This is a genomic window from Nocardiopsis sp. NPDC006198, from assembly GCF_040613895.1.
Classification (GTDB): domain Bacteria; phylum Actinomycetota; class Actinomycetes; order Streptosporangiales; family Streptosporangiaceae; genus Nocardiopsis; species Nocardiopsis tropica.
The window spans coordinates 310,554-327,932 of the sequence record NZ_JBEXSY010000001.1; the positions used below are offsets into that span (position 1 = coordinate 310,554).

At 75.0% G+C, this 17,379-nt stretch carries 4 protein-coding genes; all 4 read right to left on the reverse strand.

Annotation, left to right across the window (positions count from 1 at the left end; all coding sequences use genetic code 11):
- Positions 1–30: 30 nt before the first annotated feature.
- From ABZ234_RS01480 to ABZ234_RS01495, 4 genes are read right to left on the reverse strand one after another with little or no spacing between them, the layout of a single operon-like run.
- Entirely contained in the window at positions 31–5,448 is a 5,418-nt protein-coding gene (locus ABZ234_RS01480; RefSeq protein ID WP_355010546.1) for a type I polyketide synthase, read from the reverse strand.
- On the reverse strand, positions 5,448–10,070 hold the full coding sequence (locus ABZ234_RS01485) for a type I polyketide synthase (RefSeq protein WP_355010547.1): 4,623 nt from the start codon (positions 10,068–10,070) through the stop codon (positions 5,448–5,450). Before ABZ234_RS01485 ends, ABZ234_RS01480 begins: the two co-directional genes overlap by 1 nt.
- Positions 10,067–14,635, reverse strand: coding sequence for an SDR family NAD(P)-dependent oxidoreductase (locus tag ABZ234_RS01490; RefSeq protein WP_355010548.1), 4,569 nt, complete (start codon positions 14,633–14,635; stop codon positions 10,067–10,069). Before ABZ234_RS01490 ends, ABZ234_RS01485 begins: the two co-directional genes overlap by 4 nt.
- Entirely contained in the window at positions 14,632–17,220 is a 2,589-nt protein-coding gene (locus ABZ234_RS01495; RefSeq protein WP_355010549.1) for an amino acid adenylation domain-containing protein, read from the reverse strand. Before ABZ234_RS01495 ends, ABZ234_RS01490 begins: the two co-directional genes overlap by 4 nt.
- Between the last annotated feature and the right edge of the window lie 159 nt (positions 17,221–17,379).

A 17,379-nucleotide genomic window follows, 5' to 3' on the forward strand; every position in this document is an offset into this window, starting at 1 on the left:
TGGTTCGGGGTGGGGGAGCAGGGATGTGGTTCATTCCTGGGCGTCCTCGCCGTCGAGGTGGGCGGCCAGGTCCGCGACCGTGGTGAAGCGGAACAGGTCGACCATCGACACCCTGACGTCGAGGGACTTCTGGATGCTCTGGGCGATCCGCAGCGCGGACAGCGAGTCGACGCCCAGGGCGAAGGAGCTGTCGTGGACGTTGACGTCGGTCAGGTCGAGCTCGCGCGCCCAGATGTCGCCGAGGGCCCGTTCGGTGTCGGTGTAGGCGCCGTCCTGCCTGCCGAACAGGGTGGCGCCCGCGGCGGGGGCCTGCGGTGACCCCTCCCGGCGGGCGGCGCCGCCCGCCGCGGCCAGGGCGGTCCGCACGGGCGGGGAGAGCACGAAGGGCGCGCGCCGCAGCAGCTCGTCCAGGCCCCCCGCGCCGGGTCCGCCCAGGCGCGCGTAGTTGACCTCGCCCACGATGACGTTGCCGCGGGCGTGGGACATGACCTCCTCGAAGCTGTTCAGCGCGTCGGCGGTGGTGAGGGAGCGGAAGAAGCCCCGGTCCTCCTCGACCCCGTGGTCGAAGGCCATCCCGGTCTCGCTCCAGTCGCTCCAGTCGACCGTGACCGTGCGCAGGCCCCGCGCGGTGCGCTCCTCGGCGAAGTGGCCGAGGTAGCTGTTGGCGGCCGTGTAGTCGGACTGTCCGGCGGCTCCGAAGACCGACACCGTGGATCCGAAGAGGACCATGCACGCGGGCGGGTCGTCGCGGGTGACCAGGTCGAGCACCGCGGCGCCGAGCACCTTGGGGGCCAGGGTGCGCCGGAAGGTCTGTTCGTCCTTGCGGAAGAGGAAGCCGTCGCCCGCGATCCCCGCGGCGTGCAGCACGTAGGAGATCGGCCCCTGTTCCTCCCGGACCAGCCGCACGACCTCGGCCATCCGCTCCGGGTCGGCGACGTCGCCGCTGTAGCTGCGGACCCGGGCCCCGTGCTCCTCCAGCTCGCGCACGGCCCGGATCCGCTCCAGGAGCCGGGTGTCGTCGGCCGGGACGCCGTCCCACTCCTCGCGCGGGGGGAGCCCGGTGCGGTTGACCAGGGCCAGGCGCACCCCGGGCACGGTGCGGCTCAGGTGGCGCGCGGTGGCCAGGCCCAGGCCGCCCAGGCCGCCGGTGATGACGTGGACCCCGTTCTCGGGGAGGGGGTCCTGCGCAGGGGTGCCGCGCAGGTCGACCGGGACGAGCTCGGCGACGTGGCGCACTCCCGCGCGCAGGGCGACGACGGTGGGGGTGCGCCGGGCGAGCAGGAGGTCGCAGACGGGCCCGGGGCCGGTGTCCCCGTCGGTGTCGACGCACAGGACCTCGGTGCCCTCGCTCTCCATGCCGATGACCTTCGCCAGGCCGAAGAGGGTCGCGTGCACGGGGGCGGTGGCCTCCTCCCGGCCGGTCACCCTGGCCACGCGGGGCGCCACGACGCTGAACCGGCCGGGGACGCCGCCGCGCTCCCACAGGCGGCGCACCAGGTGGAAGATGCTGTGCACGCCGTGGTCGAGGCGGTCCGCGAGCTCCTCGGGGCCGCCGCAGGGGCCGTCCGCCGGGGCGGCCACGTGCACGACCTCCTCCGGCGGCCTCTCCCGGAGGGCGTCCAGCAGCCTGTCGAACCCGTCGGGGGTCGGTTCGACCCCGTGGACGTCGCCGCCCGGGGAGCTCCGGGGGCCGGTGAGCTCGGCCTCGGACACGTGCACGCCCCGGGCGCGCAGTTCCGCGGCCAGGGCGCTGCCCTGGCCCGCGCGCTCGGCGACGACCAGGACCGAACCCGGTGCGTCGCGGGGCTCCAGGGCTTCGGTCGCGCGTCGCCAGCGCAGTGCGTGGTGGCGCGTGTGCGGGCGCAGCCGCGCGACGGTCCGCCGGGGGTCGGCCACGCGCTTGGCGGTGAAGCCGCGGATCTCCACGCAGGTGGTCCCGTCGTCGTCGCAGATCAGGACGTCGGCCCTGCGTACCTCGGCGTTGTCGGCCTCCGGGCGCGTGCGGACCAGGCTCAGGCCGGTGGCGGGGACGGGCGCGTGGACGAGCAGCTCGTCGTAGCCGACGGGGAGGAAGAAGTCCGCGGCAGGGTCCGGGCCGTCCTGCTGTCCGGCCCCGTCCCGCAGGGCGAGCCCGCTGAAACCCGTGGCCAGGTCGAGCAGTGCGGGGTGCAGGGCGTGGTCCCCGCACTCCGGCCGGTACCGCTCGGGCATGTCGAGGCGGCCCAGGGCGGCGCGGACGCCGACCCGCACGGTGCGCAGGCTGCCCGTCCACCGTTCGCCGAACTCCATGACCCGGTGCCCGTCCTGGCGGGCGCCGACGTCCACGGTCTCCAGGGAGCACAGCTCGTGCAGCGCGGCCGTGTCCTGGACGGGCGGTGCGTCGAGCGCGCGGACGCCGACGGTCCCGCGGACGTGCTCGGTCCAGTGCCCGCCGTGCGGGGAGAGGCTGGCGACGGTGAACTCGGCCTCGTCCTGTCCGGTCTCCCGGACGGTGGTGTGGACCGTGCGGGGGGCGTTCTCCTGGACGAGCAGCGGGACGAGGAACGTCACGTCCCGGATCCGTGTGACGGGGCGTCCCAGGTGGAGGGCGGCTGCCGCGCGGGCCATCTCCAGGTAGGTGGTGCCCGGGACGATCGCCTCGCCGGACATCATGTGCTCGGACAGCACCCAGTGCCGCTCCGTGGCGAACTCGGTGGCGAAGACCGACTGCCCCATCGAGCGCAGCAGCTCCCGGTCGAGCAGCGGGTGCGGGCCGTCGCCCCGCACCTCGGCCGCCCGGGGCTCCGCTTTCTCGAGCCAGTGCTTCTTGCGGTGGAAGGGGTGGGTGGGCAGGGGGATGCGGCGGGGGTTGCGGTCGGCGTGGTAGGCGTCCCAGTCGGGTGTGGTGCCGTGGAGCCAGAGCTGTCCGAGGGTCTGGTGCAGGGTCTGGACGGCGGTGCGGGGGTCGCGCTTGTGGGGCAGGCTGTTCAGGGTCGTCGCCGGGTGCTCGTGCCCGTTCAGGACGCGCCGGGCGAGGCTGCGCAGGGTCTGGCCGGGGCCGATCTCCAGCAGGGTGGTGTGCGGGCCGTGTGCGGCGGTGAGGACGCCGGCGGCGAACTCGACGGTGGCCAGGATGTGCTGTCCCCAGTAGCGGGGGTCCTGGGCCTGCTCGGGGGTGATCCAGTCGCCGGTGACGTTGGAGACGAAGGGGAGGGCCGGAGGGCGCCGTTGGACGGCGGCCACGGCCGCGGTGAACTCCTCGACCATCGGCGCCATGAGCTCGGAGTGGAAGGCGTGGGAGGTCGTCAGGGGCTGGGTGGGCCAGCCGTGTTCGCGGGCGGTCTGCGCGAAGGCGTCGAGCGCCTCCCGCGGGCCGGAGACCACGCAGTCCCGGGGACCGTTGTGCGCGGCGAGGGAGAGCCCGGGGCCCAGGGCCTTCTCCACCTCGTCCCGGTCGGCCATGGTGTTGAGCATGGCTCCGGGGGCCTGGTCCTGCATGAGGCGTCCCCGGAGGGTGACCAGGCGCAGGGCGTCGGGGAGGGTGAAGACCCCGGCCAGGGTGGCGGCGGTCCATTCGCCGAGGCTGTGGCCGAGCATGCCGGTGGGGGTGATGCCCCAGTGGATCCAGAGCCGGGCCAGGGCGTACTCCAGGACGAACAGGGCGGGCTGGGTCCAGCGGGTCCGGTCCAGCTGTGCGGGGTCGGGGGTGGTGAGGAGCAGGTCGCGGATGTCGGCGTCGAGCAGTGGTTGCAGGATCCGTGCGCACTCGTCGACGGCGGCGCGGAAGTGGGGCTCGCCCCGGTAGAGGTCCTGGGCCATGCGCGGGTGCTGGGATCCCTGGCCGCTGAACAGGAAGACCAGCGGCGTGCTCCCGTGCGCGGTGTGGGCCGTGTGGGTGTGTGCCGGGTCGCGTGTCTCCAGGGCGGCGGCGACGGCACCGGCGTCTGAGCCGGTGACGGTGCGCCGGTGCGGGAACTCGCGGCGCCCGACCGCGAGGGTGTACCCGGAGTCGGTGAGGTCGGGGTCGTGCATGCGCAGGTGGGCGGCCATGCGGTCGGTGAGGTCCTCCAGCGCCTCGGGCGTGCGCGCCGACAGGGTCAGCAGCGCGGTACCGCGCGGGGCCGCGCCGGCCGCTTCCCCGGGCTTCTCCAGGGGCGCCTCCTCGAGGACGAGGTGGGCGTTGGTGCCGCCGAAGCCGAACGCACTGACGCCCGCCCGCCGGGGGTGCTCGCCGCGGGGCCAGGGCGTCAGCTCGGTGGTGACCCGGAAGGGGGTGGAGGCGAAGTCGATGTCGGGGTTGGGCGTGCGGTGGTTGAGCGTGGGCGGCAGCTCCCCGTGCTCCAGGGCGAGCGCCGTCTTGAGCAGTCCGGCGATGCCGGCGGCGGCGTCCAGGTGGCCGACGTTGCCCTTGACCGTGCCCAGGCCGATGCGGCGGTCGGTGTCCAGCGCCCGCGCCAGCGCCTGCACCTCGATCGAGTCGCCGATCAGGGTCCCGCTGCCGTGCGCCTCCACGTAGCCGATGCTCCCGGGATCGGCGTCGGCCGCGGCCAGGGCCTCGGTGACCACCTCCGCCTGGCCGGACGCCGTCGGCGCCGTGAAGCTCGCCTTGACCGCCCCGTCGTTGTTGACCGCCGATCCGCGGATGACGGCGTGGACCGTGTCGCGGTCGGCGAGCGCGTCCTCCAGCCGTTTGAGCACCACCACGCCCACACCGGAGCCGAACACCGTGCCGCGGGCGTCGGCGTCGAAGGGGCGCACGTGGCCGTCCGGGGACAGGAACGACCCCTCCTGGTGCACGTAGCCGGTGTTCTCGGGGACCTTGTAGGAGACCGCGCCGGACAGGGCCATGTCGCACTCGAAGTTGAGCAGGCTCTGGCACGCGGTGTGCACCGCCACCAGCGCACTGGAGCAGGCGGTCTGGACGGGGAAGCTCGGGCCGCGCAGGCCCAGCTTGTAGGAGACCCGGCTGGTGAGGAAGGCCAGCTCGAAGGCGAGGCCGACGTTCTCCCCCTTGATCCTCTCGCCCTGCTCCAGGTTGCTCATGAGGTTGTCGAGGTAGGCCGTCGTGCTGGCGCCCCCGAAGACCCCGATCCGGCCGTCGTGGCGGGCCGCGTCGTAGCCCGCGTCCTCCAGCGCCTGCCAGGACGTCTCCAGGAACAGCCGGTGCTGCGGGTCCATCATCTTCGCCTCGCGGGCGGTGTAGCCGAAGAACTCCGCGTCGAACTCGCCGATCCCCTCGAAGCGCGGCGCGGCCCGCACGTAGTCGGAGCGCCCGAACACCGCGGGGTCCACCCCGGCGGCCTCCAGCTCCTCCTCGCTCAGGCGCCCGATCGACTCCACGCCCTCGCGCAGGTTCGCCCAGAAGGCGGACAGGTCCGGGGCTCCGGGGAAGCGCCCGGCCATCCCGACGATGGCGACACCCTCGTGCTCCGGGAGGTCCTCGGACCCCGGCTCGGCCGCGTCGGCCATCACTGCCCCCTTGCCTTGCGGCGCCGCTGCTGGTGCCGGCGCCGCTTCTGCGCGTTCTCTCTGCGTTCCCGGAGCGCGTCGTCCGTGCCGTCCTGCGGGCCGTCGCCGTCCCGGGCCGGCTCCGGCGGCGCGGCGACCCCGGCCAGGTGGGCGACGGTCAGCCCCTCGTAGAGGTCGCCCAGCGTCACCCTGCTGCCCAGCCGGGCGTTGACGGCGCCGACCAGCTGGATGGCGATCAGGGAGTCCCCGCCCAGGTCGAAGAAGCTGTCCTGGGCGCCGACCCGCTCGACACCCAGCAGGTCCTGCCACACCTCGCGGATCACCGCCTCCGCGCCGGGCCCCGGAGCCGCCGGTCCGGCGGCGGCACCGCCCGGAACGGCCGCCGGGGGCCGTTCCGGTACGGTTGCGGGCCGCGCCGCCAGGGCCTCGGCGAACAGCGCCGACAGGTCGGCGGGCGAGACCACGACCTGCGGCTCGCCCGAGTGCGCCAGGACCGTGTCGAGCGCGCGCAGTCCTTCGAGTGCGCTCATGCCGAGCCGTTCCACGCGCAGGCGCCGGCTGTGCTCCACGGAGGAGGGCAGGGCCGTGGTGACGGACATGCCGACGTCCTTCCAGGCGCCCCAGTCGATGGCGACCACCCGGCTCCGCCGGCCGCGGTCCTGTGCGAAGGCGTCCAGGAAGCAGTTCGCGGCGCAGTAGTCCACCTGCCCGGCGCTGCCGATATTGGCGCCGTTGGAGCCGAACAGCACCAGGTGGTCCAGGTCCTGGTCGGCCAGGACCTCCTCCAGGACGAGCGTGCCCCGGACCTTGGGCCGCAGGACCTCGGCGGCCTCGCGCAGGTCCTTGAGCTGGATGAGGCCCCCGCCCGCCAGCCCGGCGGCGTGGAAGACGGAGTGGACGCCGCCCCAGCGCCGGACGGCCTCGTCCACGACCGCGCGCATCGCGTCCCGGTCGGTGACGTCGGCGCGGACGACGAGCAGCTGCGCGCCGCGGTCCCGGAGCCGCTTGAGGCGGTGCACGATCTCGGTGGTCCGGCGGTCGCCCGTGCCCGCGTCGAGCCAGGTCTCCCACTCCTCGGCGGGCGGGAGGCCGGTGCGCGAGGTCAGGACGATGCGGGCCCCGTCGGACGCCAGGTGCTCGGCCAGCGCCAGGCCCAGGCCGCCGGTGCCGCCCGTGATGAGGTGCACGCGGTCCCTGCGCGCGCCCGGAACCGTGTGGGCCGGGGGCAGGGGGTGGGGGAGGAAGTGCTGCGTCCAGCGGTGGGGGCCGCGGTGGGCGACGGTCTCCGGACCGGGTCCGGGCTCGCTCGCCAGCTCCGCCGCCAGCCGGTCGACCAGCCGCGGGTCGGGCGCCGCCGCGCAGTCGATGTCGACACTGCGGCAGGCCGTGTCCGGCAGCTCGCGGGACATGACCCGGCAGGGGCCGAGCAGGGTGGCCTTGGCCGGGTCGAGGACCTCGTCGCCGGTGACGCCGTGCAGCCCGTTGCTGAGCACCCAGAATCGGCGCGGCTCCCCGTCGGCGTGGCGGGACAGGGACGTGGTGAGGCGGACCAGGCTCTCGAAGCCGAGCCGCAGCGCCGTGTCCGGGTCGCTCCGGTCCGCACGCACGGGCGCGGTCACGCTCCAGCAGTGGACGATGCGGGTGGGCACGCCGTCCGGGCCGCCGGCGAGGGCGGCCAGGAGCCGGTCGTGGTCGGCGCCCGAGGCCGGATCGACGGTGAACCGGCCGTCGCCGTCGTCCGTCCAGGCGTCGGCGGCGGCCACCTCGGTGACCCTGGCGCCGCCCTCGCGCAGCCGTCGCGCGAGCGCCTCGCCCACGCCCAGGCCGTCGGTGAGCACCATCCAGTGCCGGCTGTGGTCGGGCGCGGTGCGCAGGGGCAGCGGGGCGCGCTGCCAGGACGGGACGTGGAACCAGTCCGCCGTGTTCTCGTGTCGCCGGGGGACGCCGTCCTCCGCCCCGTGCTCCTGCTGCGCGGTCGGCTCGACCTTGTCCAGCCAGTGCTTTCGGCGGTGGAAGGGGTGGGTGGGCAGGGGGATGCGGCGGGGGGTGCGGTCGCTGTAGTAGGCGTCCCAGTCGGGTGTGGTGCCGTGGAGCCAGAGCTGTCCGAGGGTCTGGTGCAGGGTCTGGACGGCGGTGCGGAGGTCGCGCCTGTGCGGCAGCGAGTGGAGCGCGGCAGCGGGGACCCCGGCGTCCGCCGTGACGCGCCGGGCGAGGCTGCGCAGTGTCTGGCCGGGGCCGACCTCCAGCAGGGTGGTGTGGGGTGAGGCGGCTGCGGTGAGGACGCCGGCGGCGAACTCGACGGTGGCCAGGATGTGCCGGCCCCAGTACCCGGGATCCTGGGCCTGCTCCGGGGTGATCCAGTCGCCGGTGACGTTGGAGACGAAGGGAAGGGCCGGAGGGCGCCGTTCGGCGGCGGCCACGGCCGCGGTGAACTCCTCGACCATCGGCGCCATGAGCTCGGAGTGGAACGCGTGCGACGTGGCCACTTCCTGCGTGCTCCAGCCGTGTTCGCGGGCGGTCTGCGCGAAGGCGTCGAGCGCCTCCCGCGGGCCGGAGACCACGCAGTCCCGGGGACCGTTGTGCGCGGCCAGGAACAGTGAGGGCGGGAGGACCGCCTGCACGGCTTCGCGGTCGGCCATGGTGTTGAGCATGGCTCCGGGGGCCTGGTCCTGCATGAGGCGTCCCCGGAGGGTGACCAGGCGCAGGGCGTCGGGGAGGGTGAAGACCCCGGCCAGGGTGGCGGCGGTCCATTCGCCGAGGCTGTGGCCGAGCATGCCGGTGGGGGTGATGCCCCAGTGGATCCAGAGCCGGGCCAGGGCGTACTCCAGGACGAACAGGGCGGGCTGGGTCCAGCGGGTCCGGTCCAGGCGGGCTGGGTCCTCGTCGGTGAGGAGCAGGTCGCGGATGTCGGCGCCGAGCAGGGGTTGCAGGATCCGGGCGCACTCGTCGACAGCGGTGCGGAAGTAGGACTCCTCCCGGTAGAGGTCCTGGGCCATCCGCGGGTGCTGGGACCCCTGACCGCTGAATAGGAACACGACAGGGGGGTTGTCGCGGACGACCCGCGCGCTGTGCGCGGACGCGGGGTCGCGTGTCTCCAGGGCGGCGGCGACGGCACCGGTGTCGGGGCCGGTGACGGTGCGCCGGTGGGGGAACTCGCGGCGCCCGACGGCGAGGGTGTACCCGGCGTCGGTGAGGTCGGGGGAGTGTAGGCGCAGGTGGGCGGCCATGCGGTCGGTGAGGTCCTCCAGCGCCTCGGGCGTGCGCGCCGACAGGGTGATGAGTCCTGCGCCGCGGCCGCTCGCGGAGCGGGTGGGCGGCGGAGGGGCCTCCTCGAGGACGAGGTGGGCGTTGGTGCCGCCGAAGCCGAACGCACTGACGCCCGCGCGCCGGGGGCGGTCCCCGCGCGGCCAGGGCGTCAGCTCGGTGACGACGTCGAACGGAGTGGCCGCGAAGTCGATGTCGGGGTTGGGCGTGCGGTGGTTGAGCGTGGGCGGCAGCTCCCCGTGCTCCAGCGCCAGCGTCGTCTTGATCAGTCCGGCGATGCCGGCGGCGGCGTCCAGGTGGCCGACGTTGCCCTTGACCGTGCCCAGGCGGACGCGCCGGTCGGTGGTGTAGGAGCGCGACAGCGCCTGCACCTCGATCGGGTCCCCCAGCGCCGTCCCGGTCCCGTGGGCCTCCACGTAGTCGACACCGCCCGGGTCCAGGCCGGCGCGGGCCAGGGCCGCCGCGACCACCGCGGCCTGGCCGCTCACGCTGGGCGCGGTGAAGCCGACCTTGACCGCCCCGTCGTTGTTGACCGCCGATCCGCGGATGACGGCGTGGACCGTGTCGCGGTCGGCGAGCGCGTCCTCCAGCCGTTTGAGCACCACCACGCCCACGCCCGTGCCGAAGACGGTGCCTCGGGCGTCGGCGTCGAAGGGGCGCACGTGGCCGTCCGGGGACAGGAACGACCCCTCCTGGTGCACGTAGCCGGTGTTGAGCCCCGGGTCCACGTGCACGCCGCCGGAGAGCGCCATGTCGCACTCGCCGTCGAGCAGGCTCCGGCAGGCGGTGTGCACCGCCACCAGCGCCGTCGAGCACGCGGTCCGCAGGGACAGGCTCGGCCCCTTCAGGTCCAGCTTGTAGGACACCCGTGTGGAGAGGAACCCCAGCTCGTTGCCGACGAGGACCTGGGTCCGGCCCAGGGTGTCCACGAGGCGCCGGTGCGAGTGCACGTGGGCCAGGTACCGGTTGGCCCCCGCGCCGCCGAACACCCCGATCGCGCCGCGGTGGCGGGCCGCGTCGTAACCGGCGTCCTCCAGCGCCTGCCAGGACGTCTCCAGGAACAGCCGGTGCTGCGGGTCCATCACCTGCGCCTCGCGGGCGGTGTAGCCGAAGAACTCCGCGTCGAACTCGTCCGCGCCCTCGAACCTCGGCACCGCCCTGACGTAGTCCGGTTTGCCGGACTCCTCGCCGGGCACCCCGGCGGCCTCCAGCTCCTCCTCGCTCAGGCGCCCGATCGACTCCACGCCCTCGCGCAGGTTCGCCCAGAACGCGGACAGGTCCGCGGCTCCGGGGAAGCGCCCGGCCATCCCGACGATGGCGACGCCCCCGCGCGGCCCCCCGCCGCCCGCGGCCGTCACCGCTCCTCCCCGCGGCCGTCGACGAGCTCGCCGAGGGTGCGCACGGTGGGGCCCTCGTAGACGATGGTCAGCGGGACCGCCACGGCGAGCTCCTGGCGCAGCCGGTGCACGACCTGCAGGCCGAGGAGGGAGCTGCCGCCCAGCTCGAAGAAGTTGTCGTGCACGCCCACGGACTCGACGCCGAGGAGCTCCTGCCAGATCAGCGCGATCCGCTCCTCCGTGGCTCCGGCCGGGGCGACGTAGGGGTTGCGCAGCTGGGGCCGCTCGTGCAGGCGGACCGGGGCCGGCGCGTCGGCGACCGGATCCGCCCACAGCCGCACGCGGGCGGCCAGGTCCCCGGTGGAGACGGCGACCTGGGGCAGGGGCGCGGAGCGCAGCAGCCGGTCGAAGACCCGGCGGCCCTCCTCCGGGGCCAGGGCCAGTTCGCGCACGGCGGCGCCGAGGTCGGTGCGCGCCCGCCCCTCCTCCCGGGCGAATAGCCAGGCCTCCCAGTTCACGCTGGTCCACGGCTGCTCCGGGCCGTGGTGCCGCTGGGCGAAGGCGTCCAGGGCGGCGTTGGCGGCGGCGTAGGCGGCGAACCCGAGCCCGCCCAGGATCGAGGCGACCGAGGAGCTGATGACCGCGAAGTCCAGGCGCTGCCCGGCGAACACCTCGTGCAGGACCCGGGCGCCGTGCAGCTTGGGGCCGAAGTGCCACGCGCACTCCTGCGGCCCCAGCTCCGTGATGGTGCGGTGGGCGTCCTGCCCGGTGGTCCCGGCGCAGTGCAGGATCCCGTTGACCGGACCCAGCTCCCGGGACACCCGCTCCTGGACCGCGCGCACGGCCGCGAGGTCGCCGACGTCGGCGGCGACCACCGTCACCGTCGATCCGAGCTCCTCGATCCCGCGCACCGCCCGGACGGCCGACGCGGTGGGTCCGGGCAGCGCCGGGTCGTCCCACTCCTCGCGGGGCGGCAGGCCCCTGCGCCCGAGCAGGACCAGGCGCACCCGCTCCTGTTCGGCGAGGGCCCCGGCCATGAGCAGCCCGATCTTCCCCAGGCCGCCGGTGACCAGGTAGACGCCGTCCCTCCGGACCGGTGGGGCCGTGCCGCCCCGGAGTTCCACCGGTTCGTAGCCCTGGGCCCACAGGTGCCTTCCGCGCATTGCGAGGACGGGCTCCTGCGCGGGGTGGGCCAGGTGGTCCAGCAGGCGGCCGGCGAGCTCGGGCGGTCCGGCGGGGCCGTCCGTCCGCACGTCCAGGTGGACGCACTCCAACGACGGGTACTCCTGGACGGCCACCTTGCAGATGCCCTGGACCGCGGCCTTGGGCGGGCAGAGCGGTTCGTCGCCGAGCACCGGGTGGACCTCGCTGGAGACCACGTCCCAGCGCTGCGGCCCGGCCATGAGCTCGTCCGCGCACGCCTGAGTCCAGTGGACCAGGCTGGTGAAGGCGCGGTCGAGCAGGTCCTGGACCTGTGCGGGGTCGGCGGCCCGTTCGGCGTCGGCGCCGACGCCCCAGCAGTGGACCACCCGCTCGGGCACCGCCCCCTCGGCGCGCAGCGACTCGGCCAGCCGGGTGAAGTGCTCGGGCCGCGCGGGGTCCAGGACGTAGGAGTCCTCGCGGTCGCGGCTCCACCCGTCGCCCGCCCGCACGGTGCGCACCGCTGCGCCCGTGTGCGCGAGCCGCTCGGCGAGCGCCGCGCCCAGTCCCGTGTCGTCGGCGAAGACCAGCCACCGCTGTGCGGCCAGGCGCCCGGCGTCCGCCGCGGGGGCGGGGGGCAGCCGCCGCCAGGAGGGGGCGTGGAACCAGTTGTCCTGCGAGCCGACACGCTCCTGCACCGACCTGTCGCGCGGGCCGTCCCGCCGACCCGGTTCCAGCCAGTAGCGGCGGCGCTCGAAGGGGTAGGCGGGCAGGGGCACACGCCTGGCGGACCCGCGCGGAGGGGAGGGGAGCTCGCGCCCGGCGAGCCAGAGCCGGCCCGCCGCTCCGAGCATCGCGGCCCGGTCGCTGCCGCCGAAGAAGGTGTTCGGCAGGGAGGGCACGACAACCCGGTCGGTGGCCGCCGCGGCGGGGTGCCGCAGGACGTCCGGGGTCAGGGTGGGGGCGGGGCCGACCTCGGCGACCACGATGTCCGGCACGGACCACAGCGTCCGCAGCCCGTCCGAGAAGCGCACGGTCCGGCGCATGTGCCGTGCCCAGTAGTCCGGGTCGACCGCCTGCTCGCCGGTGATCCACGTCCCGGTCGTGTTGGACACGAAGGGTCGCTCGGGCGGGTGCAGCTCCACCGAGCGCACCAGCCGCGCGTACGGTTCGACCACCGAGTCCATCGCCGGCGAGTGGAAGGCGAAGCGCGTGTTCAGCCGGCGACCGGGGGTGCCCGCCTGCTCCAGGTCGGCGGCAGCCTTCTCGATGCCCTCGACCGTGCCCGAGAGCACGCAGTTCCGCGGCCCGTTGACGGCCGCCAGCCCGACCTCGTCGCCGGTGTGGCCCAGGGCCGCCTCTTCGGAGAGGGGGACGGCGAGCATCGCGCCCTCGGGCTGCTGTTCGATCAGGCGTGCGCGCTCCACCACCAGGCGCAGCGCGTCGGGCAGGGAGAACACCCCGGCCGTGCAGGCCGCCACGTACTCGCCCAGGCTGTGGCCGATCATCGCCTCGGGGGCCACGCCCCAGGAGTCCCACAGCCGGACCAGCGCGTACTCGAGGGCGAACACGGCCGGGTACCCGAGGAGCGGCCGGTCGACGGGGGCCCGGCCGCGCGCGGGCTGCTCCAGCAAGCGGCGGAAGTCCGGGGAGGGCGGGGCCGCGGCGTCGTCCCCGGCGAACATGTGCTCGCGCACGTCCTGGCCGAGCAGAGGCTCCAGCAGCGCCGCGCACTCGTCCACGGCTTCCCCGAACACGGCCTCCCGGGCGTACAGGCCCCGTGCCATGCCCGGGTACTGCGAGCCGAAGCCCGTGAACACGAACCCCACCGGCCGGTGGGCGCTCTCCGGGGCCAGGGCGGACAGCAGGCGCCCGTCGTCGCGGGCGTCGAGGGCGCCGAGCGCCTCCTCGGTGCTGGAGCAGACCACCATGCGGCGGTGGGGGAAGGCCTTGCGCTGCCGGAGGGTGAACGCCATGTCGCGCAGGTCGGTGCCGGGGTGGGCGCGGAGGTGCTCCTGGAGCCGGTCGGTGGCGCTCTCGAGCGCCTCGGGGCTGCGGGCGGAGAGCACCAGCAGCTCCTCCCGGCCGGGTTCCGCCTGCTCGTCGGGACGGGGGCGGGGCGGGGCCTGTTCGAGGACGACGTGCGCGTTGGTGCCGCCCAGGCCGAAGGAGCTCACCCCGGCGCGCCGGGGCCCGTCCCCCTCGGGCCAGTCGCGCAGCCGCGTGTTGACGTAGAAGGGGCTCCCGTCCATGCCCAGCCGCGGGTTGGGCTCCTCGAAGTGCAGGCTGGGCGGGATCTGTCCGTGCTCCACCGCGAGCACCGTCTTGATCAGTCCGGCCACCCCGGCCGCGGAGTCCAGGTGTCCGATGTTGCTCTTGACCGAACCCAGGGCGCACCCGTGCGCCGGGAGTCCGGCGAAGGCGGAGGTGAGCGCGGAGAACTCGATCGGGTCCCCGAGGTTGGTCGCGGTCCCGTGCAGCTCGACGTAGCCGATGCTGCCGGGGTCGACGTCCGCGTTGGCCAGCGCGGTGGCGATCACCTCGGCCTGGGTCGCCGCGCCGGGTGCGCTGAACCCGGCCCGGCGCGAGCCGTCGTTGTTGAGCGCCGTGCCCTTGATGACGGCGTGGATGTGGTCGTCGTCGGCGAGCGCGTCGCCCAGCCGTTTGAGGACGACCATGCCCGCGCCCTCACCGCCGACGGTGCCCCGGGCCCGCGCGTCGAAGGTGCGGCAGTAGCCGTCGGGGGACAGGATGCCGTCCTGGCGGAAGAGGTAGCCGTCGCGGCGTGTGGCGTCGACGGCCACCCCGCCGGCCAGGGCCATGTCGCACTGGAAGGCCAGCAGGGACTGGCAGGCCTCGGCGACCGCGACCAGCGAGGTCGAGCAGGCCGACTGCACGTTGACGCTGGGTCCCCGCAGGCCGAGCTTGTAGGAGATCCGGCTGCTGACGAAGTCGGAGCGGTTGCCGATCACCGTCTGCTTGTCGCCCAGGAGCCGCTCGGCGTCGGGCTGGGTGGCGACGTTGAACAGCAGGTAGGTGTTGTTGCCCGCGCCCGCGTAGACGCCGATCGGTCCGTCGAAGCGGTCGGGGGCGTGCCCGGAGCTCTCCAGGGCCGACCAGGCGCACTCCAGCAGCACACGGTGCTGCGGGTCCATGATCTCGGCCTCGCGGGGGGAGTAGCCGAAGAAGGCGGCGTCGAACCTCTCGGAGTCCTCCAGCAGGTAGCCGGCGGCGACGAAGTCCTCGTGGCCGCGCACGTCCGCGGGCACGCCCCGCGCGGCCAGCTCCTCGTCGGAGAAGCGGGTGTCCGAGCACACCCCGGCCTTGAGGTTGCTCCAGAACTCCCCGACGTCGCGGGCCCCCGGGAAGCGTCCGGCCATGCCGACGACCGCGATGTCGAGGCTGTCGTCGTGCTCGTCGCCCGTGTCGGGCGCCGGCTGGTTCATGCCCGGCCTCGCTTCGCTCGTAGCTGCTGTTGGCGGCGGCGCAGCAGCGCGTTCTGCTGCGCCCCCCGTGCCGCTTCCGGCGGGGGCGGCTGTTCCGGCTCCCCGGAGGCGAGGAACGCGGCCTGCGCGCGCACGGTCGTGTGCTGGAACAGGCCGAGGAGGTCGATGTCGCGGCCGGTCCCGGCCCGCAGGCGGTGCTGGAGCTCGACCAGGAGCAGCGAGTGCCCGCCCAGGTCGAAGAAGTTCTGTTCCATTCCCACCTCCTCCACCCCGAGCAGCTCCCGCCACGCGTCCGCGACCAGGCGTTCCAGCCCGTTCGACGGCGGCAGGGGTGCGGAGGCGGCCGTCGTCGGCGCGGGCACCGGGGGCAGGGCCGAGCGGGCGACCTTGCCGTGCTCGGACAGCGGCAGGCGCTCCATGGGCACCACCGCCTGCGGGACCATGTGCGGGGGGATCCGCTCCCCGAGGTGTCGTTCCAGGTCGGCCCGGTCGAACGAGGCGGGGGAGTGCGGTTCGACGTAGGCCACGATCCCGCGGCCGCCCGCGAGGTCGTCGCGGACGACGGTGGTGGCGTTGCGGACCTGGGGGTGGGACTTCAGGGCGGAGTCGATCTCGCCCAGTTCGACGCGGAAGCCGCGCACCTTGATCTGGTCGTCGCGGCGCCCGAGGAAGGCGATGGTGCCGTCGGGCAGGCGCCGCACGATGTCGCCGGTGCGGTAGAGCCGCTCGCCCGCCCGTGGGCCGAGGGTGTCGGGGACGAACGCCTCCCGGGTGAGGTCGGCCCTGTCGTGGTAGCCCCGGGCGAGGTTGGCGCCGCCGATGAGGAGTTCGCCCGAGACGCCCGTGGGCACCTGCTGCCCGGCCGCGTCCACCACGTGGGCGCGGGTGTTGGGGAGGGGCACGCCGATGGGCGCGGTGTCCCACTCCGCCCGCAGGTGGTCGCCGACGGCGAGGGCGAGGACGCCGACGGTCGTCTCGGTGGGCCCGTAGTGGTTGTAGACGCGGCAGTGGGGGACCGAGCGCTGGATCCCGCGCAGCCACCGCCAGTCGGAGGGCTCTCCCCCCACGATGAGCAGGCGGCGCGGCAGGAGCTCCGCGAAGCGCGGGGAGGACTGCAGCGCCCGCAGGTGGGAGGGGGCGATCTTCAGGCAGTCCACGCCCCGGTCCCGGACCCAGTCCGCGAGCCGGTCCGCGTCCAGGGCGGTCTCCCGCGGGATCAGGTGCACCTGCCCGCCGGTGCACAGGGGAGGCACGAGGGCGGTGACGCTGGAGTCCACCGTCAGCGGCTGCACCATCGCGAAGCTGAGCGGTTCGCGCAGGCCGAACCTGTCGATGACGGCGAAGGTGTAGTTCAGCAGCTGGCGGTGCTCGATCACCACGCCCTTGGGCCTGCCGGTGGAACCGGACGTGTAGAGCAGGTACGCGGCCGTGCCGAGACCGCAGGACCCCTCGGCGGGCCTGTCGTCGGGGCGGCCCCGGAGCACGGACCAGTCGCGGTCCAGCTCGACGACGCCGCGGCCCGGTCCGAAGGAGAGGGCGGGGTCGGTGGTCACCACGGTCCGCACCGCCGCGTCGGCGAGGATCGCGGCCCTGCGTTCGGCCGGGTCGGCGGGCTCCAGCGGAACGTAGGCGCCGCCGGCCTTGAGGATGCCCAGGACGGCCACCACCAGCCTGGCGCCCCGTTCCGAGCACAGCCCCACCGTCGTCTCGGCTTCCACGCCCTGTTCGCGCAGCAGGTGGGAGAGCTGGTTGGCGCGCCGGTCGAGCTCGCTGTAGGTGAGCGCGGCCTCGGGGGTGCGCACCGCGACCGCGTCGGGGGTGCGCCGGGCCTGGGCCTCGAACAGCTCGTGGAAGGGCTGTGCGGGGACGGCGGTCGCGGTGCTGTTGAGCGCGGCGGTGAGGCGCTCCTCCTCCGCGGTGAGCACGGGCAGGTCGCGGACGGCCCGGTCCGGTGAGCCGGTCACGCCCTCCAGGAGCCGGAGCAGGTGCCCGCAGGCCCGCCGCGCGGTCGCCTCGTCGAACACGTCCGCGGCGTAGACGACCCGGCCGGCCAACCGGTCGCCGTGGTCGGTCAGCCGCACGTCCAGGTCGCAGCGGGTCGTGCGGACCGGTTCGGGACTGCCGCCGGTCTCAGGGGGGCCGTCGGATCGGGTGAGGCCGAAACCCGGCCAGGGCAGCGCGGTCGCGCCCTGCTGGTGGCGGCCGTCCTCCGCCCGGCGCAGGCTCTGCCCGGCGCGGTCGACCAGTTCGCGGAAGCTCTCCGCGCCGGTGACCCGGGTCCGTGTCAGCAGCGTGCCGCCGGAGGGGCCGGGGACGGCGACCACGAGGTCCCGCGGGCCGCCGTAGCGGTGCAGCAGGACGAGGTAGAGGGCGAGGGCCGCGGCCTCGGGTCCGCAGCCGGCCTCTCCGGCCAGCGCCCGCAGCCCGGCGGCGTCCGGTGCGGGCACCTCGAACGCCACGGAGCCCGCTCTCAGCTCGCGCCGCGCGGGCGCGGGCCGGTCCCAGGGCAGCACGGCCGCGGGAAGCGGCTCGGTGGCGCCCGCGGGCTCGGGCGGACTGGTCGACGGGGCGGGGGGAAGCGTCATGGGGCCGCCTTGCGGACGTCGGGGGCTGGGCACGCGGATCACGTCGGCCGGGGGTGGGACAGGGGGTCCGTGCCCGGGGGCGGGGGGTGTCTCCTTTTCGCGTTCCAGGACACGGTCGCGGGGACCGCGCGGCCCGGGGAGGGGGTTCCTCCGTGGCGG

Coding starts and splice junctions, on each gene's coding strand:
- ABZ234_RS01480 (WP_355010546.1), bottom strand. CDS start 5,448: ATGGCCGACGCGGCCGAGCCGGGGTCCGAGGACCTCCCGGAGCACGAG.
- ABZ234_RS01490 (WP_355010548.1), bottom strand. CDS start 14,635: ATGAACCAGCCGGCGCCCGACACGGGCGACGAGCACGACGACAGCCTC.
- ABZ234_RS01495 (WP_355010549.1), bottom strand. CDS start 17,220: ATGACGCTTCCCCCCGCCCCGTCGACCAGTCCGCCCGAGCCCGCGGGC.